Origin of the sequence: Donghicola sp., assembly GCF_025210255.1 — a bacterium.
GTDB lineage: Bacteria > Pseudomonadota > Alphaproteobacteria > Rhodobacterales > Rhodobacteraceae > Donghicola > Donghicola eburneus.
On record NZ_JAOARZ010000024.1, the window covers coordinates 1 to 23,501 of the forward strand.

Below are 23,501 nucleotides of genomic sequence, written 5' to 3' on the forward strand. Positions count from 1 at the left end.
ATGAAGGAGAGGCGGTGCCGACAGGCTAAGAAACGTGGTCATGCCACAAGGGTCAGACGTCGTGCACCACCCCGTCGCGGGTCCTGGCCGGGACACGTGACGGGACCACGCTACCAGATCCGGGATACAGAAGGGTCAGGACGCAGGGCAGAGACGACGTCATCGTGGTACACATATATGGCTGCGTAGCCTTCCCATTCCATGCGGTTCCCGACCCGTGTGATGCGGCCATCTCGGATCGCTTCGATGATCTCGATCGGCCGCACTTTCAGGCGCTGCGCCGATTTGGAAATATGCTCCCAGCCATGCTGTGCCTGCCGGAGCTGCTGGGCACCGATCAAGAGACTGTCCAGAAATCTCTGCCCCTGAGCCGGGTGCCAGACCGCTTTCACATCTGTCGCATCGAGGTCGGGCGCCAGAACGCCGTCCTCGACTAACAGGTTGAATTGTGAGCGCGTGGCGTTGATGGCGACAGCCATGTCCTTTGCCGTGATGAGCTCGGTCAAACTTGCCAGAATGGGCTGGGCCGCTATGGCATCGAAGACTTCCCATGCATCAGGTTTCCCCTTGTCTGCTTCAGGCACGATTTGCGCAGCGGCCAAAGCCTTGCGCAGACGCCGCTGGTCGATCCCGATCGCCTGCGCAGCCGTACGAACGGAATGCAACCGGCGCTCTGTGACAGGCTGGCCAAGAAGCTCATCGCCAGGCCCCAGCGGCCATGTCGTGGCCATATGTTCCCGCAGGATATTCTGGTACGGTGCATAGTCTGGATGGTCTTTGTAATCGTAGGCGAGCCGCTCGTAGAGCTTTGGGAAGATGGCCTTCGGTCCATCATGCGGAGAGCCGGGTTTGCGCTGCAGTTCCACGAAGGTGTCCCGGATGGCATCCTCTCCGTGACGGGCGACTTGAAAACCCATTTCGTAGAGGACCGGGCGGTCCTCTGGTGCGATGCGTGACTGGGGAATATCCTCAAGGCGCAATCGTGCCGCACCAAGCAGATGACAGAAATTGGAGGCTGCGTGTAGCGGATGCCCATCCAGCCAACTCGCTGGGAATTCGGTGCCCGCCAATCGGGCCTCGATCCACTGATCGAAATCGAACAGCTTCCGCGGATTGCCGTCGAGACTCCCGGACAAGATATTGTCTTTGATCGCCTCAAGAAGAGGCGCACTGTCGAACCTCTTGAGTGGGCTTGGCTCGCGCCACAACGGAATCAGCGCACTTTGATGGATGAAACAGACCGACACATGCGGGACCAGCCAATGCCCTCGCATCTTCATTTCGCCGGTCTGTTGAAAGTCCTCCCTGAAACACTGCGGGCATCCGCGCATGACTGGCGTTTGAAGATCTTTGGTCGGGAAACTATGCCCCCTAAACACCCTTGTTCCCTTGCCGACCAACTGCGGTGACCAAGCTCGGATGTCCGATGGGAGCTCCTCTCCATGCTCGGCGAGGATTGCGATAGCATCATCCGTATTCTGGAGAACTGCCGTGAGCGACGTGCCCTTGTCCACGCAAAACGTTGTAGCATCCACCCAGAAGTGGGCAGCGCGACGGGAGATCCAGGATGCGACGGTCTCTCTTGAGGGGGGCTGTGCGAGCATGGTCAGTCGATCTTCTGAGGCTTACTCCCAGATATGCCAGAGAAAAACGAATGCAAATGGTCATCCACTTCCTAGGCACTTATTGTCTCATCGCCGGAGTGTGATCCCATCCATTACAACCGGCCCATACGTGCCAGACGTCCGGCGACCAGTCGCGGTGTGCAGCTTCACCAGACCGGACTTTCGAGGCCTCCCGCAGCATTTCTGACAGTCCAAGGTCGGCAATGCGCAGATAGCGCCTTTGCAAAGTCGGGGTGATCGAACGCGACTTCTGGCCTGACCGGCCCTAAAGCGGCGCTGTTGCACAAATCGGGGTCTGAGCGTGGCTCCCCTTTCCCCCGGACGGACCTATCCTACGGGCTCTGTGACGGGTAAGCCGAGGGTGGTGTAGCCATTGAGCACGGCGATACGCACTTGCAGCTCTGCGACCTGGCGGTCGAAGTCTCGGGCCATCAGGGATTGGCCGAGCAGCTTGATGCAATTCATCTTGGCCTCGACGCGACTCCGGCGGTGGTATCCGCTCCACCGTCGCCAGATGGCACGACCCAGATACTTTGAGGCGCGCAGGGCTTCGTTTCGAGCGACGGCACCAGAGCTTGTCGGTTTCCACGCCTTCGCGTTCTTGCGGGGCGGGATGACAGCAGCGGCGTCACGGGCAGCGATTGCCTCGTGGCATTTGCGGGTGTCATAGGCGCCGTCGGCAGTCACGGATCCGATCTCTTCGTCTGCCGGGATCTGATCGAGCAGGTCAGGCAGGACGGGTGCGACACCGATTTTTCTGCCCGTGACCTCGACGGCCCGCACCTCCAGCGTTTCCTCATCAATGGCGATATGTATTTTGCGCCAGATACGTCGTTTGGGGCCTCCGTGCTTGCGAGCGTTCCACTCGCCTTCACCCTCGGCCTTGATGCCGGTGCTATCGATCAGTAGGTTCAGTGGACCTGTACCGCCGCGATAGGGGATGCTGACGTTCAGGGTCTTCTGGCGGCGGCATAGGGTGCTGAAGTCCGGCACGGCCCAGTCCATCCCGACCAGCCGAAGAAGGCTCTGCATGAAGCCTGTCGTCTGTCTCAGCGGCATGCCGAACAGCACCTTCATGGTCAAGCAAGTCTGGATCGCGGCATCGCTGAAACTCGGCTGCCGCCCACGTTTCCCGGTCGGACGGGGCTTCCACACCATGTCGGGATCGAACCAGATCGTCAGCGAACCGCGCCGCCTCAGTTCTTCATTGTAAGCCGACCAATTTGTGGTCTTGTACTTCGTAGGGGTCCAACTGCTCATGCTATCCAGCTATCATGCTGGATTCATGTGGTGAATCCCTCAACCGATTTGCGCAACAAAGCCGATCCTAGGAAAAACTATTTCCTATAGTTTTCGCATTCCAGACCGGAGGCCTTGGAAAAGGTACGGTGGAATTTGGAAAGCTGACGCTATTACCCATCAGAGAAAATCCAATGATTTCAATGGGCCATTTTGGCGCTTTGGAAAAATTAAGGTGTAACTGACACTCCCTCTTGCACCTGATGCGCGATCCAAAGACAAAGAGGGCGGATCAAAAGGCAGGTTGACCGGCATAGACGGCGCTTTGTAACCCGTGCTATCGCTTGGAAAACCAAGAAATCGGGCACTCATGACGGCACTCAAGGAATATCAGCGGCTAGAAGCCGTTGGGATATGGCGTGAAAACCCAAAATCCCAGCGGCACAATGTCGTGGTGTCGTTGGGTGACGCAACTATTGTGATCATGGACATGCAAAGCCGTCCTTTGACTCATTGGTCCATTCCTGCGGTAGAACGCGCCAACCCCGGCGTCTTGCCCGCGGTCTACCATCCCGATGGCGATCCCAGCGAAACGCTCGAAATTGCCGCCGATGAAATCATGATGATCGAGGCGATCGAAAAGTTGCGTAGTGCAATCGATCGGTCCCGCCCGAAACAGGGACGTCTGCGGTGGGGCTTCCTTACCGCGCTTGCTGCGGGGCTGATCGCACTCTCGACGCTCTGGTTGCCGGACGCTTTGCGAGCCCATGCGACCAACGTCGTGCCCCGCGTGAAGCGGGCCGAGATTGGCACCGCTCTGGTTAACCGCGTCATGCGGATCACCGGTCCGGAATGCCGCGACAGCCTTGGGGCACCTGCTCTGAACCGGCTGGGGGCCAAGCTGTTGGACTCTACGCCGCGGCGCAGGCTGATGATCATTCCAGGCGGACCCCGCCGCGCCTTTCACCTACCGGGCGGCGCGATCCTGCTGCACAAAACGCTGGTCGAGGATTACGAAGATCCGAACGTCATGGCAGGCTTTGCTCTGGCAGAAAAGCTGCGCGCAGGACGCAAGGACCCTCTGGCCGCAGTTCTGGAGCACAGCAATCTGCTGGCCGTCACGCAACTGCTGACCACAGGCAGCCTGCCGACCAGCGCGCTGGATGCCTATGCCGAGTATATCCTGAGTGCCGCGCCAGATCCGATTGACGCCGACCGCCTGATCGCAGCCTTCAAGGACAAAGGCGTCGCGACGACACCCTATGCACGTGTTCTGGGATCAGAGGACCCGACGACAGACACGCTGATCGCGCGTGACCCCTATGCAAATGAAATGTCCCCGCAACTGCTAAGCGACGGGGACTGGATAAGCATTCAAGGCATCTGCCAGCGATAAGCTCAGCGGATATAGGCGTCCGAAAAACCTGCTTTGCGTGCGGAGGCGAGTGTCTGTTGTAGCGTGCCGCCGGGGACAGCGCCGACCATCACCACCTGCTGACCATTCCGCATGTTCAACACTCGCACGGGGAACCCTGCAGCTTGGAACCGGCCAGCGGTGCGTTGAGCGTTGGCCGCGACCGAGAATGTCGCCACTTGTACGTAGCGGCCTGCCCCTTGGGGGACAGTAGGCGCAGGCGTTGCGACCTGAACAGCCTGGGCTGTGCGATCAGAGCGCAGGTTACGCGGCGTTTTAGTATCCCAAACCTGATTGCTCTGCGCGTTGCCTTGAGCCGTGCGCGGGCCGCGATACGGGTTCAAGCGGTCATCCTGCCACACGCGGACGTAGCCCTTTGGCGGAGTGGGCAGCGGCTGGTTGGCGCCACCAACGCTTAGAACTTTGACCGGAGCTGCGGATTGCGGGCCGCAGCGCACACCATCGGCGTTGGTGTATTGCGCGCTCACGCCTTGCCGCTCGGGACATACGCTGGTCGCAGCCGTGGGCCGAGGCGCAGGGGCAGCAGCGGTTCTAACCGCCTGCCCCGAAGTGACGGATGTCGGCGCAAGAACCGTCGCTGGCGCAGCAACCGTCGGGCGTGCCACTACCGTGCTGGCAACTGTTGCCATCGGCGCATCACGCGACGTGCGAGTCGTTGTGGCAGGTGCTGTTGTCTTGGGGCCTGAGAAGACCGTGGGCGCAGGCGCTGGGCTCGGCTTGGCGCGCGCCACCTTGGGCGCAGGTGTCGGCGCGGGCTCGGCCACGGCTGCTGCGCGGGCAGGCTGCGGCGCGGGCTTGGCTTGCGTCGGGGTGGGTGTGGGGGCTGCAGGTGCCTCGACCGTTTGGGTCGGCGTGCGGAAAGTTGGCTGAAGCCCGCAAACCTGATCACGGTTGCGGGTCATACGAGGCACCCAGTCCACAGTCGGGCCGACGCCCACGCGAATGTAGGCACAGCCTTTGTTGTCAACGAACTGGCGTCCCTCGAAATCAGAGGGCGGAAAGTTGACGGGTGTCTGCGCCAGAGCAGCACCCGAGGACAGCAAACATGCGGTGGCAGCCGCAAAGAGCTTATTCATTCTAAACCCCCAGTAACACTGTGCACAGATTGCACAGTGGTTGGGGGTAACGCAATAACTACCACATCACTTAGTGCCAAACATCCTGTCTCCGGCGTCGCCAAGACCCGGAACGATGTATCCGTGTTCATTCAGACGCTCATCCAGCGAGGCTGTGACGATCGGAACATCAGGGTGCGCCTTGCGCATTGTTTCCACACCCTCTGGCGCAGCCAAAAGGCACATGAAACGGATGTTCTTGGCCCCTGCCTTCTTTAGCATATCGATGGCGGCGACGGCCGAGTTTCCGGTTGCCAGCATGGGGTCCACGGCAATCACCAGACGTTCGCCCATCGCTTCGGGCACCTTGAAATAGTACTCCACCGGCTCCAGTGTTTCCTCATCGCGATACAGTCCGACAAAGCCGACGCGCGCAGAGGGTACCAGTTCGAGAACGCCGTCCAACAGGCCATTACCTGCCCGCAGGATTGAAATCAGGGCCAGTTTCTTGCCATCCAAAACCGGCGCTTCCATCGGACACAAAGGGGTTTCGATGGTCTCTTTGGTCATCTCCAGATTACGCGTGATCTCGTAGGCCAAGAGCTGGCTGATCTCGCGCAGGAGTTGCCGAAAGACACCTGTGGGTGTTCCCACTTTGCGCATATGGGTCAGCTTGTGCTGGACCAGCGGGTGATCGACGACAGTCAGGTGGGGCGGGTTGGATTGGTCGATCAAAATGCGTCCTCCAGTCGTTTGGTCAGCGCGTCTTTGGTGGCTGCATCGCAGAAAGCAGCCGCAACGGCATTGAGGGTTATTTCTTTGAAATGGCGGGTGTCCCAGCCAAAGGTTTCTGTCAGTCCGGCGTACTCTTGCTGCATCGTTGTGTGGAAGAAAGGCGGATCGTCAGTCGATACCGTGACTTTCACACCATAAGCGCGAAGCCGCTCAATCGGGTGGCTTTTTAGATCGGGGTACACGCCAAGCGCGACATTTGAGCCCGGGCAAACCTCGAGCGTGATTTCCCGTTCGGCCAGATGTTCGACGAGTCGCATATCCTCGATGCAGCGTACGCCGTGGCCGATGCGGGTGACTTTCAGATCGTCGATGGCATCGCGCACCTCTTGGGGGCCGCGCCACTCACCTGCGTGTGTGGTCAGGCCTAACCTAGCCTCGCGGGCGCAGTCATAAGCCCACATAAAGTCCCGCTGGTGGCCCGCGTTTTCATCGCCGCCCATGCCAAAGCCGGTCACGAAATCACCGGCTGTTTCGGCGGCGCAGATCGCGGTTAGCTTGGCTTTGTCCGGTCCGAAATGGCGGATGCAGGTCACGACGCCGCGCATGGCGATCCCATATTTCTTTTCAGCCTCGGCAGCACCGTCCTGAATGGCGTGCAAGTATTCGGTCCACGCGCCCACGTCCGCCCCGCCACAAAATTCGGGCGACAGGAAGCTCTCCATATAGATGACGCCATTCTCAGCAGCATTCTCGAGCACCGACAAGGTCAGGCGGCGAAAATCCTCGGGGGATTTCAGAACCGTGGTCGCAGCCTCGTAGACCTGTAGGAATTCGAGGAACCCTTTGTACTTGTAGGCCCCGCGCGCGTCGAAAATCCCGCTGATGTCAGTTTTCTTTTCGAACGCCAGTTGGCGGATAAAGCCCGGCTGCGCGGCCCCTTCGATGTGGGTGTGCAGTTCGACCTTGGGCAGGTTGACTGGCGGATGTTCCATCTCTTCTTCTGTCATACAAAGCTCCTTCCCGGCCCTTGGGCGGGGACATTCAAATGTGCCGCGATACTGGCAGCCACATCGGCGAAAGCAACCTGTCCGATAGGCTTCGGCCCAAGGCCATAGCCCAGCACCGGCACCCTTTCACGAGTGTGGTCAGTGCCGTGCCATGTTGGATCATTGCCATGATCGGCCGTGATAATCAGCAAGTCGCCCTCGCGCAGGCGCGGCAAGATCGCCCCAATCCGCGCGTCGAACCACTCCAGCGCACGGGCATAGCCGGACACGTCGCGGCGGTGGCCATACAGGCTGTCGAACTCGACAAAGTTAGCAAAGGTCAGACTGCCTTCGGGCGCATCATCAACCAGCCGGTCCAGATGGTCCATCAGCTGCGCATCGCTGCCTTTGTGCAGTTGGGTGATCCCCTGCATTGAAAAGATGTCGCCAATCTTGCCCACGCCGATCACTTCGCGCCCTGCCCCGCTGACCCAATTGCACAGGGTCGGGCTTGGCGGCGCGAGCGCGAAATCCTTGCGGTTGGTCGTGCGGGTGTAGCCTGTTGCGGCATCTCCGATGAACGGCCGCGCAATCACGCGGCCAATCTTCATCTCGTGCAATATCGGCGCGATGTCCGCGCACAGCTTTAGCAGACGTTCTAGACCGAAATGCTCTTCGTGCGCGGCGATTTGGAACACGCTGTCGGCAGAGGTGTAGCAAATCGGCTGTCCGGTTCGGATATGCTCTTCGGCCAGTTTGTCGATGATCGCTGTCCCGCTCGCGTGGCAGTTGCCAAGGATACCATCGGTGCCCGCCGCTTTGGCGACCTCTGCGACCAGATCACTTGGAAACGCAGGAACGGTGTCGGGAAAATACGTCCAGTCCCAAGGCACTGGCACCCCCGCCAACTCCCAGTGGCCGCTCGGGGTATCCTTGCCACGGCTGATCTCGGTCGCCGAACCCCACAGACCAGAAGGCACTGCGCCAAGACCCTCTGCCCGTGCGCCGCTTGCCAATTGAACCGCGGCAGACAAGCCTAGCGCGTCCAGTACGGGCGACGCCAGCGGTCCACTCCGTCCCTCTTCGGCGCGGCCAGCGGCACAGGCTTCGGCGATATGCGCCAGGGTATTCGCGCCGGCATCCGGAAGATCGCCGTTATAGAATTGATCCGCATCCGGCGCGCCGCCGATCCCGACCGAGTCCATTACCACCAGAAATGCGCGGGTCATGCGGTGATCCTCTCGACAACCAAAGGCGCGGGGTCGACCGCTTCGCCGATTTGCACCGCCGCAAGCACAACCTGCGCCGCGCGGTCTGCTTCGGCCTCGGTCCGCGCATGGATGCGAGCGATTGGGGCGCCGCGATCCAGCCGCTGCCCCAACCGCACCATGTCCGATATTCCGACTGATGGGTCGACCTGATCCGTCTCGACCAACCGGCCGCCACCTAATGCGACTACGGCAGACCCCAACGCCTTGCCGTCCATGGCAGTCACAACGCCCGCCTCGGGCGTGTACACCTCTTGGATCACGGTCGCTTCGTGCAACAAGGCAGCCCACTCGCTGGCGAATCGGCGCGGCCCGCCTTGGGCTGCGATCATCCGCTCGAAAACCTCGGCCGCTGCGCCACTGGTGACCACGGTTTGCATCTGGATGATTCCCTGCGCGACAGTCTGTGCCAATCCGCCAGACACCAAAACCTCGGCGCCCAAAGCACAGGACAGATCAAAGAGCGGCCCACGCGCAGCGCCTGTCAAAACCGCCATCGCCTCGGCAATTTCTAAAGCGTTACCCATGGCGGAGGCCAACGGTTGGTTCATGTCAGAGATCAGGGCAGTCGTTGGACACCCAGCCGCATTTGCGGTGCTCACAAGAGACTGCGCTAGGTCTCGCGCGGCCTCGGGCGATGTCATGAACGCGCCCGTGCCCCACTTTACATCCAGCACCAGTGCGCCAAGCCCTGCCGCCAGTTTTTTGGACAGGATCGAGGCCGTGATCAGATCAAGGCTATCCACGGTCGAGGTCACATCCCGTACCGCATAGAGCCGTTTGTCCGCAGGCGCGATGCGCCCCGTTGCCCCGACAATCGCGCAGCCCACTTCTGCGACCTGACGGCGCAATCGCGCCTCGGACAGATCGGTGCGCAGATCGGGGATCGCCTCCAGCTTGTCCAGTGTTCCGCCAGTGTGCCCTAGCCCGCGGCCAGAGATCATTGGCACATACGCCCCGCACGCCACGAGCGCAGGCGCGATGATCAGGCTGGTGCAATCCCCCAGCCCGCCCGTCGAGTGTTTGTCCAGCACCGGCCCGTTCAAATTCCACTGCAGACTGTCGCCGCTGTCACGCATGGCCAAAGTCAGCGCGACGCGCCCCTCTTGCCCCAGCGCGCCAAGACATACGCCCATCGCAAATGCGCCAGCCTGTGCATCGCTGACCTCGCCAGTGCCAAGCCCGAGCGCAAAGGCGCGCAGGTCTTCTGGCGCGGGCACACGGCCCGCCCGCAGGTCAGACAGCAGACCGCGGGTGTCCATCAGGTGCGTTCCATGTGGCTTGCGTCGAACATGCCCGGCAGCAAATCTCCGATCGTGGTTTTGAATTCCGCGCCATCTAGTGTGGCCAGCGTCACCGGCGTATCGACCTTGCCAAACTCGGCCAGTTTCTGACGGCAGCCACCGCAGGGCGGCACGGGCGTCGGGCTGTCCGCGATCACATAAACCTCGGCGATGTCGCGGCTGCCGCCCGCTGCGCACATGGCCGCGATCGCGCCCGCTTCGGCGCAGGTCCCCTCGGGATAGGCGATATTCTCGACGTTGCAGCCTTGATGCACGATGTCATCGTTGGCCCGAACGGCCGCCCCGACCTTGAAATTCGAATAGGGCGCATAGGCATTTTCACGCACTTTCATCGCATCATCGCGCAGGGACATCGGGGCTCTCCACCGTTTGATCAAATGGTCAAAGGCAGTGAACCGTGTCGCACCGAAATTGGCAAGTGCCTGACCGGCGGAACCACGCCACGTCACCGCCTTTTTGCGGCAGTGCGGCGAAGGTTTTACAATTCGCCATCTTTAAACGTGACAGAAAATAGTTTAACGCTAAACAAAAATTCCCAAAGGGGACGCGTCATGTCAGAGCAACAGAATGAAACGCTGCGTCAGGCAGCTCTGTTTTATCACGAACATCCCAAGCCCGGTAAGCTTGAAATTCGCGCAACCAAACCGATGGCCAACGGCCGCGACCTGAGCCGCGCCTACTCGCCCGGCGTCGCCGAAGCCTGCCTCGAGATCAAGGAAGACGCGCAGAACGCCGCCCGCTACACATCCAAGGGCAACCTGGTGGCAGTGATTTCAAACGGCACCGCAGTTCTGGGCCTGGGAAATATCGGCGCGCTGGCATCAAAGCCCGTGATGGAAGGCAAAGCCGTCCTCTTTAAAAAGTTCGCGAACATTGATGCCTTCGACATCGAGGTAAACGAAAGCGACCCCGAGAAGCTGGCTGACATCGTGTGCTCGCTGGAGCCGACGTTTGGCGCCGTGAATCTCGAGGACATCAAAGCCCCCGACTGCTTTATCGTCGAGAAAATCTGCCGCGAGCGGATGAACATCCCCGTCTTCCACGACGACCAGCACGGCACCGCGATCGTTGTCGGTGCAGCCGCCACGAACGCGCTGCACGTGGCGGGCAAGAATTTCGAAGACATCAAGATCGTCTCGACCGGCGGCGGCGCGGCAGGTATAGCTTGTCTGAACATGCTGCTGAAGCTGGGTGTGAAACGCGAGAACGTCTGGCTCTGCGACATTCATGGTCTGGTGTACGAAGGGCGCGATGTGGACATGAACCCACAGAAGGCAGCCTTTGCCCAGAAGTCTGACCTGCGCACTTTGGAAGACGTGATTGATGGCGCGGATATGTTCCTTGGCCTGTCGGGCCCGAACGTGCTGAAGCCCGAGATGGTCTCGAAGATGACCAAGCAGCCGATCATCTTTGCTCTGGCGAACCCCAACCCCGAAATCCTGCCCGATTTGGCACGCGAAGTGGCCCCTGACGCGATCATCGCGACGGGCCGCAGCGACTTCCCCAATCAGGTGAACAACGTCCTGTGTTTCCCGTTCATCTTCCGCGGTGCGCTGGACGTGGGCGCGACCGAGATCAACGACGAGATGCAGCTGGCCTGCATTGACGGCATCGCCGCCCTTGCCCGCGCTACCACCAGCGCAGAGGCTGCCGCCGCCTATCAGGGCGAGCAGCTGACCTTTGGCGCGGACTACCTGATCCCAAAACCGTTCGACCCGCGTTTGGTAGGCGTCGTCTCCAGCTCGGTTGCCAAGGCCGCGATGGCAACCGGCGTAGCGACCCGACCACTGGATGATATTGAGGCCTACAAAGAGCGTCTGAACCAGTCCGTGTTCAAATCCGCTCTGCTAATGCGCCCCGTGTTCGACGCCGCCCGCTCGGCCTCGCGCAGCATCGTCTTTGCCGAGGGCGAGGACGAGCGCGTCTTGCGTGCCGCCCAAGCGATCCTCGAAGAAACCACCGAGAAACCGATCTTGATCGGTCGCCCCGAAGTGGTCGAGATGCGCTGCGAGCGTATGGGCCTGAACATTCGCCACGGACGCGACTTTGATTTGGTGAACCCCGAGAACGACCCGCGCTATCGGGATTACTGGGAGACCTATCACCAGATTATGTGCCGCGACGGCGTCACCCCCGATCTGGCGCGAGCGATCATGCGCACCAACTCCACCGCGATTGCCGCCGTCATGGTGCAGCGCGGCGAAGCAGACAGCATGATCTGCGGCACGTTCGGCGAATACCGCTGGCACCTGAAATACGTGGAGCAGATCCTCGGCAGCAAGAAGCACCGCCCCCACGGTGCCCTGTCGATGATGATCCTAGAGGACGGCCCGCTATTCATCGCGGATACCCACGTCCGCTCGGAGCCCACACCCGAAGAGATCGCGCAGTCCGTCATCGGCGCGGCGCGTCACGTCAAACGCTTTGGCTTGACCCCACGCATCGCGCTCTGCGCCCAGTCACAATTTGGCTCGACCAACTGTGATACTGGCCAGCGCATCCGCGCCGCGATCGACATTCTGGACAGCTTGCCGCGCGACTTCATCTACGAAGGCGAGATGAACATTGACGCCGCGCTGGACCCCGAGCTCTGCGCGCGCGTGTTCCCGCAGAACCGTCTGCAAGGCGCGGCGAACGTGCTGGTCTTTGGCCATGCAGATGCAGCATCAGGCGTGCGCAACATCCTCAAGATGAAGGGCGGCGGACTTGAAGTGGGCCCAATCCTGATGGGCATGGGCAACCGCGCCCATATCGTGAACCACTCGATCAGTTCGCGCGGGTTGCTGAACATGGCTGCGATCGCGGGAACACCTGTAGCGCACTACGGTTAACCCGATAGCCCGAATTCACCAATGGACAGCACCGGCCCGCCGGTGCTGTTCTCGTTTAGGGTCAGGTGATTCTCTGAACACACGCGGATTTGCAGCCCCACGGGGCTGAGGTTTGCAAATTGACAGATTTCTGACCGCACAGCTGAAAAGTTGAAAAGGGTTTGCAAACCACATGATGCTGCACCTGCGGCATTTTGCAAATTCGACCCAATGTTGACGGTAACGCGCTTGCCCAAACGCCCCTCGGTGCCCTAGCACTTTGGCGGAGGAGAATTTGGAGGAGCACGGCATGGGCTATCAGGATATTTACAAGAGCTGGCAGGACGACCCCGAGGGGTTTTGGATGGCTCAGGCCGAGGCGATTGACTGGGACCAGAAGCCCACCAAAGCTTTGCACGACGACAATGCCCCCCTGTACGAGTGGTTTGCGGATGCCAAGGTAAACACCTGTTGGAACGCCGTAGACCGCCACGTCGAGGCAGGCCGTGGCGACCAGACCGCGATCATCTATGACAGCCCCGTCACCCACACCAAGCGCGAGATCAGCTACTTCGAACTGCGCAACCGCGTCGCTGGCTTGGCCGGTGCACTGCGCGCCAAGGGCGTCGAAAAGGGTGATCGCGTCATCATCTACATGCCCATGATCCCCGAGGCGCTCGAGGCCATGCTGGCCTGCGCCCGTATCGGTGCGATCCATTCAGTCGTGTTCGGCGGCTTTGCCGCGAACGAACTGGCGGTCCGGATCGACGATGCAAAACCCAAGGCGATCATCGCAGCGTCCTGCGGGATCGAGCCCGGCCGCGTGGTTCACTACAAGCCCCTGCTCGACGGCGCGATTGAACTGGCGCAGCACAAGCCCGACTTCTGCGTGATTTTCCAGCGCGAACAAGAAGTCGCCCATCTGGAAGAGGGCCGCGACTACAACTGGCACGGCTTCCAATACGGCGTCGAGCCTGCGGAATGCGTTCCGGTCGAGGGCAATCACCCCGCCTATATCCTTTATACGTCGGGCACTACGGGCCAACCCAAAGGCGTGATGCGTCCCACCGCAGGCCATCTGGTCGCGCTGAACTGGACCATGAAGAACATTTATAACGTCGAGCCCGGCGAAGTCTTCTGGGCCGCATCGGACGTGGGTTGGGTCGTGGGTCACAGCTATATCTGCTACGGCCCGCTGATCACCGGCAACACCACCATCGTGTTCGAGGGCAAGCCCATTGGCACCCCAGACGCAGGCACCTTCTGGCGCATCATCGACGAGCATAAGGTCAAATCGTTCTTCACCGCGCCGACCGCCTTCCGCGCCGTGCGCCGCGAAGACCCGACCGGCGAGTTCATCAAGAAGTACGACCTGAGCGGACTGCGCGCCGTATATCTGGCGGGCGAACGCGCGGACCCCGCGACCATCGAATGGGCCCAGGAAAAGCTGAATGTTCCGATCATTGACCACTGGTGGCAGACCGAAACAGGTTGGGCGATCGCCGCGAACCCGCTGGGGATTGAAGAGCTGCCTGTCAAACTCGGCAGCCCCTCGGTTCCGATGCCCGGCTACGATGTGCAAATTCTGGACGAGGCCGGTCATCCGGTCGAGGCAGGCACCCTTGGCGCGATCGCGATCAAGCTGCCCCTGCCCCCCGGTACCCTGCCGAACCTGTGGAACGCCGAAGAGCGCTTCAAGAAGAGCTACCTGAACACCTTCCCCGGCTACTACGAAACCGGCGACGCGGGCATGAAGGACGAGGACGGCTACCTCTATATCATGGCGCGCACCGATGACGTGATCAACGTCGCGGGCCACCGTCTGTCCACCGGCGGCATGGAAGAGGTCCTGGCCAGCCACCCCGACGTCGCCGAATGCGCGGTGATCGGCGTGGCGGACGAACTGAAGGGCCAGCTGCCCCTTGGCTTCCTGTGCCTGAATTCCGGCTGCGACCGCGACCACGCGGATGTGGTCAAGGAATGCGTCAAGCTGGTCCGTGACAAGATCGGCCCCGTGGCTGCCTTCAAACTGGCTGTCGTCGTGGACCGCCTGCCCAAGACCCGCTCGGGCAAGATCCTGCGCGGCACCATGGTCAAGATCGCAGACGGCGAAGAGTTCAAGATGCCCGCCACCATCGACGACCCCGCGATCCTCGACGAGATTGCGACGTCTCTGAAAACGCTCGGCTATCCGGCCAGCTAAGGCATCGAAGATTGGACAAAGGCCACCCCATTACAGGGTGGCCTTTTTCGTTTACCCGTGGGCGCGCTCGCCATGGTGATGCTCATGATGATCCCCGTGATCAGTCATCCGCGGGTCCATCATGCATTCCTTAATGCCGTGACGGATCAGCCAAAGGTTCACCGGCCACGCCGCCACCAGACCGCAACTGAGCGACAATACCAACGAAGACCAGAACAGCGGCTGATGCGGTCCGGCGTTGCCTGCCACCAACAGATCGACAGTGATCGCCACAACCTCCATCACAAAAATACTGGGCGTCTCGGAAATCACTGCGTCCTTCAGCGCCGATTTCAGCCCGACCCCGTCTTGCAACAGCGGCCCAACTGTCAGCGCATAGCCCGCTACATAGGCCAGCATAAATGTCACCAGAACGACCACCCACTGGCTCGCCCCAAAAATGCCGACGGTGATCAGCAGACCCGTCAGTTCCCCCAGCCCGCAACCAGAATAGCAGTGCGCAACCGACCGGAAGGCCCGGCGATAGTCGCCGTCATCCGAAATCTCTTTGCGGCCCGAGAACCAGTAGATCGTCAGACCGATCGGCCCCGAGTACAGCACCGTGAAGCTCCAAACGAGCTTCATCAGGGACATCAGGTGACTGTTGTTCCCATAGAGGTCGATTTGCAGAACGATCTGAGAAACGACCACGAGGCAGCCCCACGTGACGAGAAACGTCGGGGATGACAAAGGCGTCACGAGTCCGTCCAAAATGCTCTCCTGAAAAATATTTCAGGAAGCCGACGGAAGCCTTAGACGAATTGTTCCCGGATCAGGCGCTCTTCCAGACCATGGCCCGGATCGAACAGGATCTTGTGTTTGATTTCTGGCGCGACGTGGATCTCGACCGAGGCGACGTTGGTGACGGACGCCGAATCTGCATCCGCCATGACCGGACGTTTCCCCGAATCAATTACATCGAACCGGACGACGGCCCGCTTGGGCAGGAGCGCCCCGCGCCACCGCCTGGGACGAAACGGCGCAATCGCCGTCAGCGCCAAAACGTCTGCGCCAATCGGCAGGATCGGACCATGCGCCGAATAGTTGTACGCGGTCGACCCCGCTGGCGTGGCGACCAGCGCGCCATCGCAGACCAATTCTTTCATCCGCAACCGTCCGTCGATCGTGATTCGCAACTTGGCCGCCTGAGGACCATTCCGGATCAAAGAGACCTCGTTGATGGCCAAAGCCTCGTGCTCTTCTCCGTCAACGGTCACAGCTTTCATGGCCAAGGGATTGATGATCTCTTCTTCGGCGCGCGCCAGACGGCCGGGCAAATCCGCCTCGGAATATTCGTTCATCAGAAAGCCAACCGTGCCGCGGTTCATCCCGTAAACAGGCGCGGGCAGGTCTTGGGTCGCGTGCAAGGTCTGCAGCATAAACCCGTCGCCTCCCAAGGCGACGATCACATCGGCCTCTTCCAAAGGGACCTCTCCATAACGGCGCACCAAAGCCTCTTTGGCGGATTGCGCAATCGGGGCGGAACTGGCGCTAAAAGCAATTCGGATCGTCATACCCTGTTTCCTGAAGGAGAGGTCGGTTCCGAAACAACCACAAGTTTCCCCGAAGTGCCAGCATTGCCGCGGCCAAGATGCACTAGGTCGTTTTACGATCTTTGCCTTCGTGACACTTTCCTATAGGAACAGCGCCAATCACATCCTTTGGCTTCGGAGGCACCCATGAACGCCCCTCACCGTGACAATGGCTTTTTCACTGAATCGCTGGAATCCCGCGACGCTGACCTGTTCGGCGCGATCCGTCAGGAACTGGGTCGCCAGCGCGACGAGATCGAACTGATCGCGTCCGAGAACATCGTATCGGCTGCTGTGCTCGAAGCACAGGGTTCGGTCATGACCAACAAGTACGCCGAAGGCTACCCGGGTCGCCGCTACTACGGTGGCTGCCAATACGTCGACATCGCCGAAAACCTGGCGATCGACCGCGCCAAGCAGCTGTTCGGCTGTGAGTTCGCCAACGTCCAGCCCAACTCGGGCTCGCAGGCCAACCAAGGCGTGTTCCAAGCGCTGATCAAACCCGGCGACACCATTCTGGGCATGAGCCTTGATGCCGGTGGTCACCTGACCCACGGCGCCAAGCCGAACCAGTCGGGCAAGTGGTTCAACGCAGTCCAGTACGGTGTAACCCGTCAGACCCTCGACGTGGACTACGACCAGATCCAGGAACTGGCCAACGAGCACAAGCCCGCCCTGATCGTGGCTGGTGGCTCGGCGATCCCCCGTCAGCTGGACTTCGCGAAATTCCGTGAAATCGCGGACAGCGTTGGCGCCTACCTGATGGCAGACATCGCGCACTTTGCGGGTCTTGTGGCTGCAGGCGAATACCCCAACCCCTTCCCCCACGTGCACGTTGCGACCACCACCACCCACAAGACCCTGCGCGGTCCCCGTGGCGGCATGATCCTGACCAACGACGAAGCCATCGCCAAGAAAGTGAACTCGGCGATCTTCCCCGGCATTCAGGGCGGCCCCCTGATGCACGTGATCGCGGCCAAAGCGGTCGCCTTCGGCGAAGCGCTGCGTCCCGACTTCAAAGAGTACCAGAAGCAGGTCATCAAGAACGCTCAGGCATTGGCTGACGAGCTGCACAAGGGCGGCGTGGACACCGTGACCCACGGCACCGACACGCACCTGTTGCTCGTTGACCTGCGCCCCAAAGGCGTGAAGGGCAACGCGACCGAGGCCGCTCTGGGCCGCGCGCACATCACATGCAACAAGAACGGTGTTCCATTCGACGACGAAAAGCCCACCATCACCAGCGGCATCCGTCTGGGCTCGCCCGCCGGCACGACCCGTGGCTTCGGTGAGGAAGAGTTCCGTCAGATCGGCAAATGGATCATTGAAGTTGTCGACGGTCTGGCTGCAAACGGCGAAGAGGGCAACGGCGAAGTCGAAGCCAAGGTCCGCGGCGAAGTCGCAGAACTCTGCGCACGCTTCCCGATGTACCCGAACCTCTAATCTAGCGGAGCGCGGGCACGCCCGCGCGCTCGATTGGTTTTCAGGCCGCCTTACGGGGCGGCCTTTTTATTTAAGTATTTGAAGGCAAAAAGACGCGAAAACCCGCCCTTCTTTTTGCGATAAATACTCAAGTCACGACCGTGGTTTCACGCGCAACGTCGGATCAGCTTGGCGCGGATCGTCGGGCCAAGGGTGTTTGGGATAGCGCCCGCGCATGTCTTTCCGCACATCTTCGTAGGAGGAATCCCAGAAGCCGGGGATATCCATCGTCGTTTGAACGGGACGCCGGGCGGGAGAGAGCAGCGTCACGCGCAAAGGCTGCCCTGCCACTGTCGGATGGGTCGTTTGGCCGAACATCTCTTGCAGGCGCAATTCGATTGCAGGGTGCTCTCCGCTATAGTCGATCGGAATTTGTCGACCGAGGGGCGTGGTGAAATGGGCTGGCGTCTTTTGATCCAGCGCCTGCATCTGAGCATAGTCGAGCCGCGCTCGCAGCGCGGGGAGCATGTCGAAGTTCTTCCACGCGCCGGACGTTTTCACACCTGTCAGATAGGGTAGCAACCACTCTTCAGCATCGGCCAATAGGTCGGCATCCTTCATCGAGGGCAGGCTCGGGTCCTGAGGGCGAGCGAGTTCCACGCGGGCGGCGAACCGACGGGCAGCGTCGGTCCATGGCAGGGGCAGTTGGCGCACACCATCCAGCATAGCGCGGGCGACTAGGGCGGGGTCCGGGTTCTGCCAGATGCGGTCGTCCAGCGCGATGGCGCCGAGGCGTTCTTGCTTCCGGGCGATCACGCGGCCCTCTCGGGGGGACCATTCGCAAATGTCTTGCCACGCGATGCGGTCTGCGAACAGGGCACGCAGGTCTGATTGGCGGATCTCAATGGCTTGTCGGATGCGAGCTTCGCGGCGGTCTCCGTCCACATCGGTGATCACGAGAAAGGGCGCGTTGGCGGATGGGTCGGCTTCGTCATGGACCGATCCGTTGCCGCCGGACATCAGGTAACGCGGGGCGCTGCCTTTACGGCGGGCGCCGATGCGGTCAGGATAGGCCAGTGCAGCCATCTCGGGCAGGCTGAGGCCGCGAGCTTCGGGAGCGTCTTTGGCCAGACGTTTGGCCTCTTGCTTGATGCGCTCCAGCGTTGGGCGGTGGGGCCGATAATTGCGCTCTTCCATGAACCGGCGTGTGTCGCGGATGGCCTCGACGCGCAGGGACAGGTCCACCGGGGCGCCGCGCAGGGGGTCTCGGTCCGCCAGCAGTGCGGCCAAAGGCGCTGCATCGCGCCCGGCGACCATCAGCATATGGGCCAGTCGCGGGTGCAGCGGCAGACGGGTGATTTTCTGGCCATGCTCCGTGATCCGCCCGTTGTCATCCAAAGCACCCAGCAATTTCAGCAGCGCGGTCGCTTCGGCATAGGAGCCCGCGTTGGGCTGGGTCAGCAGGGGCAGATCGGCGGGGTCCGCGCCCCATTGGGCCAACTCCAACACCAACCCTGAAAGATCAGCGCTTTCTATCTCGGCAGGGGGGAAGGGGTGCAGTCCCCCCTCTTGGCCGCGCGTCCAGAGGCGGTAGCAGGTACCCTCGGCGACGCGACCCGCACGGCCAGCGCGTTGGGTGGCTTCGGCTTTGGTGACACGTTCGGTCACCAGGCGGGACATGCCAGAGGCTGGATCGAAGCGCGACCGGCGGGCGCGGCCCGCGTCGACCACCACGCTGATGTCCTGAATGGTCAGCGAGGTTTCGGCGATAGACGTGGCCAGCACGATCTTGCGGCCCGACGTGGCAGGCTGGATCGCCGCACGTTGGGCGGCAAAGTCCATGGCCCCGAAAAGGGGGCGCACGACGCAGCCGTCCGGTAGACGACCGTTCAGCAGCCCTTCGACGCGGCGGATTTCCCCTTCGCCGGGCAGAAAGACCAGAACGCCGCCTTCGGTTTCGCGGACCGCTTGGACGACCAGATCGGCGGTGGCTTCGGGAATGCGGGCTTTGGGGCCAAGGGGACGGTCCAGCCAGCGGGTTTCCACCGGATAACTGCGGCCTTCGGAGGTGATCATAGGCGCATCCATCAGGGCCGCTACGGGTTCGGCGTCCAAGGTTGCGGACATGGCGACCAGCATCAGGTCATCGCGCAGGGCACCTGCGACTTCCAAACACAAAGCCAGTCCCAGATCGGCGTTCAGCGACCGTTCGTGGAATTCGTCAAAGATCACCGCGCCCACGCCTGCCAGTTCGGGGTCATGCTGAATGCGGCGGGTCAGGATGCCTTCGGTCACGACCTCTATTCGGGTCGATTTCGACACCTTTGATTCGCCGCGCACGCGGTAGCCCACGGTTTGGCCCACAGGTTCACCCAAGGTCTCTGCAATACGCTCGGCAGCAGCGCGAGCGGCAAGGCGGCGCGGTTCCAGCATCACGATGCGCCCGCCTGTCAGGCCCGCCTGCATCATCGCCAACGGCACCACGGTCGTCTTGCCCGCGCCGGGGGGCGATTGCAGCACGACACGGCCGCGCGCACGCAAGGCTTGGATCAGGTCATCGAGGGCGGCGTGAATGGGCAATTCGGTCATATAGTGCTTATGACGCAGGTGTTAGCGCCCGTCCACGGGTGGACAGCACCCTGCCCCCTTGGCACAAACGCCAGCGAGACGGAGGAAGGGTTTGGCAATGAACATCACCGACATGGGCGATCGCATTCTGGCAGGCGACCGGCGGGCTTTGGCACGGGCCATCACGCTGGTGGAAAGCGGACGGGCGGATCACCGCGCCCAAGCCACCGAATTGCTGGAGTATCTGCGCCCCTCGGGACGTCAGGGCCTGCGCGTCGGCCTGTCGGGCACGCCCGGTGTAGGGAAGTCCACGTTCATTGAAAGCTTCGGCATGATGCTGACCGCCATGGGGCTGCGCGTCGCGGTGCTGGCGGTGGACCCCAGCTCGGCGCGTTCCGGCGGGTCCATTCTAGGGGACAAGACGCGGATGGAACGGCTCAGCCGCGACCCCATGGCCTTTATCCGCCCCTCTCCCAGCCAATCGCACCTTGGCGGTGTGGCCCGTCGCACGCGCGAGGCTGTCGCCCTGTGCGAAGCCAGCGGCTTTGACATCATCCTGATCGAGACCGTAGGCGTCGGCCAGTCCGAGACCGTCGTGGCCGAGATGTCCGACCTGTTCATCCTGCTGATGGCACCTGCGGGGGGCGACGAACTTCAGGGTGTCAAACGCGGGATTATGGAGATTGCTGACATTATCTTGGTGAACAAGGCCGACGGCGATCTGAAACCCGTCGCGACCCGCACCCAAGCCGATTACGCCGGTGCCCTGCGCTTGCTGCGAAAGCGCCCGCAAGACCCCGAAGGCTTTCCCAAAGCGATGTGCGTCTCCGCGCTCGAGGAAAACGGCCTGCAAACCGCATGGGACGAGATGCAGACCCTGTCCGGTTGGCGCCGCGACCAGGGGTTCTTTGATCAGCGCCGCGCAGATCAGGCCCGCTACTGGTTCGAAGAAGAGGTCCGCCAAACCCTGCTCGCGCAGTTGACGGCCCCCGGCCCCTTGCGCGATAAAATGCAGGTCCTTGGCACAGAGGTCGCGGCAGGCGAGACGACGCCGAGCCTTGCAGCGCAAGAAATGTTGAAAACATTGGGCCTAAGTGACGGGTGAATCGCTTGACGTTCCCCTGAATCTCACCTACACGACCGCGATACGGATTCCGGGGGCGTAGGTATTTGCGCCCCTTTGATATTCGAGGGCGCAGTGGCGCCCAGCCACTGACATCGAGATCGAAACGAGGAAAGTAACATGTCGCGCCGCTGCGAACTGACCGGTAAAGGCCCCATGACTGGCAACAATGTCAGCCACGCAAACAACAAAACCCGCCGTCGTTACCTGCCCAACCTGAACGACGTGACCCTGCAGTCTGAGACTCTGGGTCGTGGCGTGAAGCTGCGCATTTCGGCTGCTGCTCTGCGGAGCGTCGACCACCGCGGTGGTCTGGACGCGTTCCTGGCAAAAGCAAAAGACACCGAGCTGTCGTCGACCGCTCTGAAGGTGAAAAAAGAGATCGCAAAAGCACAGGCTGCAAACGCCTAATCTGCTTTTAAGCGCTCGAGTAAAAGGGACCCTGCGGCCATTGGCGCAGGGTCTTTTTTATGCCCCGCCTTGTGGCGGCTTCACGGTCTGCGTAAATCTTTGGCGATGAGAAAACTCAGTCTCCATATCTTCAGCCTGCTGCTGGCCTGTCTCATGGCGTTCACCGCCGTGCACATGGGCTATATTCGCGGGCAGGCCCCCGCTGTGGGGCAGATGGAGCTGTGTACCGGCACGGGCCCAGTAACTGTTGGCGTTGATGCCGATGGCAAACCTGCCAGCCTGCACTACTGCCCGGACTGTGCGCTGACCCTGCTGGCCGCGGTCGCTCCGTGGCAGCCCGAGACCTACGCGCCCTCTCATCGAAGCATCGCCTATTTCCCTGTCGAGACGTGGAATGCCCACAGCGCAGCCGCCCCGCAAGCCTGCGCCCGTGGACCGCCTGTTCTGGCCTGATCCCAACCTCAGACCAAAACACCCCATACTCTAACAAGGAAAATCCTTATGACTTTCGCACTCAAGGCGATTGCCGCTCTGTCTGTCTGCGCCCTGCCCCTGACCGCTGGCGCTGAAATCTCGATCAAAGACGCCTATGCGCGCTCGGCCTCTCCGGTCGCAAAATCCGGCGCTGCGTTTTTTGTGATTGAAAACACCGGCACCGAAGACGATCAGCTGATCGACGCGCGCTCGGACGCCGCGAAAAAGGTTGAGCTTCACACCCATATCGATGCGGGCAACGGTGTCATGCAGATGCGACAGGATGAAGACGGCTTCCCCGTCCCCGGTGGCGCCTCACACGCGCTGGCGCGCGGGGGTGATCACGTCATGTTCATGGGCCTCAATGCACCTTTTGAACAGGGGAACATGCTGAACGTCACCCTCGTCTTTGAAAAGGCTGGCGAGATTGAGGTCCAAATCCCCGTCGATCTGGAGCGTCAGGACGCTCACGGCGCCATGCAGCACGGCAAAATGGACCATGGTAAGATGAACAGCAACTAAGGCTAACCTTCTGCTAGGTCACAAAGGGCGGCGCCGGAAACGGCCCGCCCTTATTTTCTGACGGACAGCATTTTCTCGACCCACTCGGGCACGATGTCGCTGGCCTTGCCGCAATGGCTTTCGGCGAAATCAGACACCACAGCAGAGGGCTCTAGGTTCAGCTCGATCGTGATGGCCCCATGGCGCGCTGCGTCTTGTACAAAGGCAGCGGCAGGATAGACATTCCCGCTGGTTCCGACAGACACGAAGTAATCGCAACTGCGCAGGTGATCCCAGATCTCTTCCATGTCGTAGGGCATTTCCCCGAACCAGACGATGTCAGGGCGCGTGGCGACCTCTTTGCACTTGGGGCAGCGGTCGGTGATCTTCATGTTTAACGGCGCGGGCCAGCGGTGTCCGCATCCGGCACAAAGCGCCCCTTCGAGGAAGCCGTGCATGTGAATCACGTTCTGGCTTCCGGCGCGCTCGTGCAGACCGTCCACGTTCTGTGTGACGATGATGACTTCGCCCGTGAACTCTTGCTCCAGCTTGGCCAAGGCGTAGTGGGCAGCATTCGGTTCTGCCTTGCGCGCTTGGGCACGGCGCATGTTGTAGAAGTTCTGGACCAGCTTGGGATCGCGGGCAAACCCTTCGGGAGTGGCGACGTCCTCAATGCGGTGTGCCGCCCACAATCCGCCCTCGTCGCGGAATGTGCCTAGCCCGCTTTCGGCTGAAATCCCTGCACCCGTGAGAATCACGATCTTTTCCATT

Annotated in this window: 20 protein-coding genes and 1 pseudogene; 8 read left to right on the plus strand and 13 right to left on the minus strand. The window is 61.2% G+C overall.

The window, feature by feature from the left end; translation table 11 throughout:
• Positions 1-110: 110 nt before the first annotated feature.
• The 3 genes and pseudogenes from N4A58_RS10790 to N4A58_RS10795 all read right to left on the minus strand — a co-directional run bounded on the left by N4A58_RS10790 (position 111) and on the right by N4A58_RS10795 (position 2,885).
• Positions 111-1,136 carry a hypothetical protein gene (locus N4A58_RS10790; RefSeq protein WP_293709479.1) on the minus strand — a complete coding sequence of 342 codons (1,026 nt, stop codon included), beginning with the start codon at positions 1,134-1,136 and terminating at the stop codon, positions 111-113.
• Between the two features lie 90 nt (positions 1,137-1,226).
• Positions 1,227-1,604 (minus strand): annotated as a pseudogene (locus tag N4A58_RS20935) (TniQ family protein); the annotation flags it as partial.
• Positions 1,605-1,952: 348 nt separating this feature from the next.
• Positions 1,953-2,885: an IS5 family transposase gene (locus N4A58_RS10795; protein ID WP_293709481.1), complete on the minus strand. Its 933-nt coding sequence runs from the start codon at positions 2,883-2,885 to the stop codon at positions 1,953-1,955.
• A 349-nt stretch (positions 2,886-3,234) separates the two neighbouring features.
• Here N4A58_RS10795 and N4A58_RS10800 point away from each other — a divergent pair, with 349 nt between their 5' ends.
• A complete protein-coding gene (locus tag N4A58_RS10800) occupies positions 3,235-4,260 on the plus strand; it encodes a hypothetical protein (RefSeq protein WP_293709482.1) in 1,026 nt (341 codons plus the stop codon).
• A gap of 2 nt (positions 4,261-4,262) precedes the next feature.
• Here the strand turns inward: N4A58_RS10800 and N4A58_RS10805 are convergent, their stop codons facing one another.
• From N4A58_RS10805 to N4A58_RS10830, 6 genes are all read right to left on the minus strand, one after another.
• Positions 4,263-5,375 carry an SPOR domain-containing protein gene (locus N4A58_RS10805; protein WP_293709483.1) on the minus strand — a complete coding sequence of 371 codons (1,113 nt, stop codon included), beginning with the start codon at positions 5,373-5,375 and terminating at the stop codon, positions 4,263-4,265.
• A gap of 66 nt (positions 5,376-5,441) precedes the next feature.
• Positions 5,442-6,089: a uracil phosphoribosyltransferase gene (gene upp / locus N4A58_RS10810; protein ID WP_293709484.1), complete on the minus strand. Its 648-nt coding sequence runs from the start codon at positions 6,087-6,089 to the stop codon at positions 5,442-5,444.
• Positions 6,086-7,096 (minus strand): adenosine deaminase, encoded by a 1,011-nt coding sequence (locus N4A58_RS10815; RefSeq protein ID WP_293709485.1) that lies wholly within the window; start codon positions 7,094-7,096, stop codon positions 6,086-6,088. The genes upp and N4A58_RS10815 overlap by 4 nt, the downstream gene beginning before the upstream one ends.
• Complete coding sequence (locus N4A58_RS10820) at positions 7,093-8,304, minus strand: phosphopentomutase (protein ID WP_293709487.1); 1,212 nt, start codon at positions 8,302-8,304, stop codon at positions 7,093-7,095. Before N4A58_RS10820 ends, N4A58_RS10815 begins: the two co-directional genes overlap by 4 nt.
• On the minus strand, positions 8,301-9,605 hold the full coding sequence (locus tag N4A58_RS10825; protein WP_293709489.1) for a thymidine phosphorylase: 1,305 nt from the start codon (positions 9,603-9,605) through the stop codon (positions 8,301-8,303). The genes N4A58_RS10820 and N4A58_RS10825 overlap by 4 nt, the downstream gene beginning before the upstream one ends.
• The gene (locus N4A58_RS10830; protein ID WP_293709491.1) at positions 9,605-10,000 is read right to left on the minus strand and encodes a cytidine deaminase; all 396 of its coding nucleotides are present in this window, start codon (positions 9,998-10,000) and stop codon (positions 9,605-9,607) included. Before N4A58_RS10830 ends, N4A58_RS10825 begins: the two co-directional genes overlap by 1 nt.
• A gap of 198 nt (positions 10,001-10,198) precedes the next feature.
• Here N4A58_RS10830 and N4A58_RS10835 point away from each other — a divergent pair, with 198 nt between their 5' ends.
• Together N4A58_RS10835 and prpE are read left to right on the plus strand one after the other, a co-directional pair.
• Complete coding sequence (locus tag N4A58_RS10835) at positions 10,199-12,478, plus strand: NADP-dependent malic enzyme (RefSeq protein WP_293709493.1); 2,280 nt, start codon at positions 10,199-10,201, stop codon at positions 12,476-12,478.
• 289 nt (positions 12,479-12,767) lie between these two features.
• Positions 12,768-14,660, plus strand: a complete 1,893-nt coding sequence (gene prpE / locus N4A58_RS10840; RefSeq protein WP_293709495.1) for a propionate-CoA ligase PrpE — start codon at positions 12,768-12,770, stop codon at positions 14,658-14,660.
• Positions 14,661-14,711: 51 nt separating this feature from the next.
• On the opposite strand, the gene N4A58_RS10845 is transcribed toward prpE, so the two are convergent.
• Positions 14,712-15,410 (minus strand): DUF4396 domain-containing protein, encoded by a 699-nt coding sequence (locus tag N4A58_RS10845; protein ID WP_293709497.1) that lies wholly within the window; start codon positions 15,408-15,410, stop codon positions 14,712-14,714.
• A gap of 41 nt (positions 15,411-15,451) precedes the next feature.
• Positions 15,452-16,213 (minus strand): NAD kinase, encoded by a 762-nt coding sequence (locus N4A58_RS10850; protein ID WP_072705126.1) that lies wholly within the window; start codon positions 16,211-16,213, stop codon positions 15,452-15,454.
• Between the two features lie 165 nt (positions 16,214-16,378).
• On the opposite strand from N4A58_RS10850, the gene glyA reads away from it, so the two are divergent.
• Entirely contained in the window at positions 16,379-17,674 is a 1,296-nt protein-coding gene (glyA, locus tag N4A58_RS10855; protein WP_072705123.1) for a serine hydroxymethyltransferase, read from the plus strand.
• Positions 17,675-17,806: 132 nt separating this feature from the next.
• On the opposite strand, the gene hrpB is transcribed toward glyA, so the two are convergent.
• Complete coding sequence (hrpB, locus tag N4A58_RS10860; protein WP_293709499.1) at positions 17,807-20,242, minus strand: ATP-dependent helicase HrpB; 2,436 nt, start codon at positions 20,240-20,242, stop codon at positions 17,807-17,809.
• Between the two features lie 97 nt (positions 20,243-20,339).
• Here hrpB and meaB point away from each other — a divergent pair, with 97 nt between their 5' ends.
• From meaB to N4A58_RS10880, 4 genes are all read left to right on the plus strand, one after another.
• Positions 20,340-21,326 carry a methylmalonyl Co-A mutase-associated GTPase MeaB gene (gene meaB / locus N4A58_RS10865; RefSeq protein ID WP_293709501.1) on the plus strand — a complete coding sequence of 329 codons (987 nt, stop codon included), beginning with the start codon at positions 20,340-20,342 and terminating at the stop codon, positions 21,324-21,326.
• Between the two features lie 138 nt (positions 21,327-21,464).
• Complete coding sequence (gene rpmB / locus N4A58_RS10870) at positions 21,465-21,755, plus strand: 50S ribosomal protein L28 (protein ID WP_072705113.1); 291 nt, start codon at positions 21,465-21,467, stop codon at positions 21,753-21,755.
• Between the two features lie 105 nt (positions 21,756-21,860).
• Positions 21,861-22,208 carry a hypothetical protein gene (locus N4A58_RS10875; RefSeq protein WP_293709504.1) on the plus strand — a complete coding sequence of 116 codons (348 nt, stop codon included), beginning with the start codon at positions 21,861-21,863 and terminating at the stop codon, positions 22,206-22,208.
• 48 nt (positions 22,209-22,256) lie between these two features.
• Complete coding sequence (locus N4A58_RS10880; RefSeq protein ID WP_293709506.1) at positions 22,257-22,751, plus strand: copper chaperone PCu(A)C; 495 nt, start codon at positions 22,257-22,259, stop codon at positions 22,749-22,751.
• A gap of 50 nt (positions 22,752-22,801) precedes the next feature.
• Here N4A58_RS10880 and N4A58_RS10885 read toward each other — a convergent pair whose 3' ends face one another.
• A complete protein-coding gene (locus tag N4A58_RS10885; RefSeq protein WP_293709508.1) occupies positions 22,802-23,500 on the minus strand; it encodes an NAD-dependent deacylase in 699 nt (232 codons plus the stop codon).
• Position 23,501: the final 1 nt, after the last annotated feature.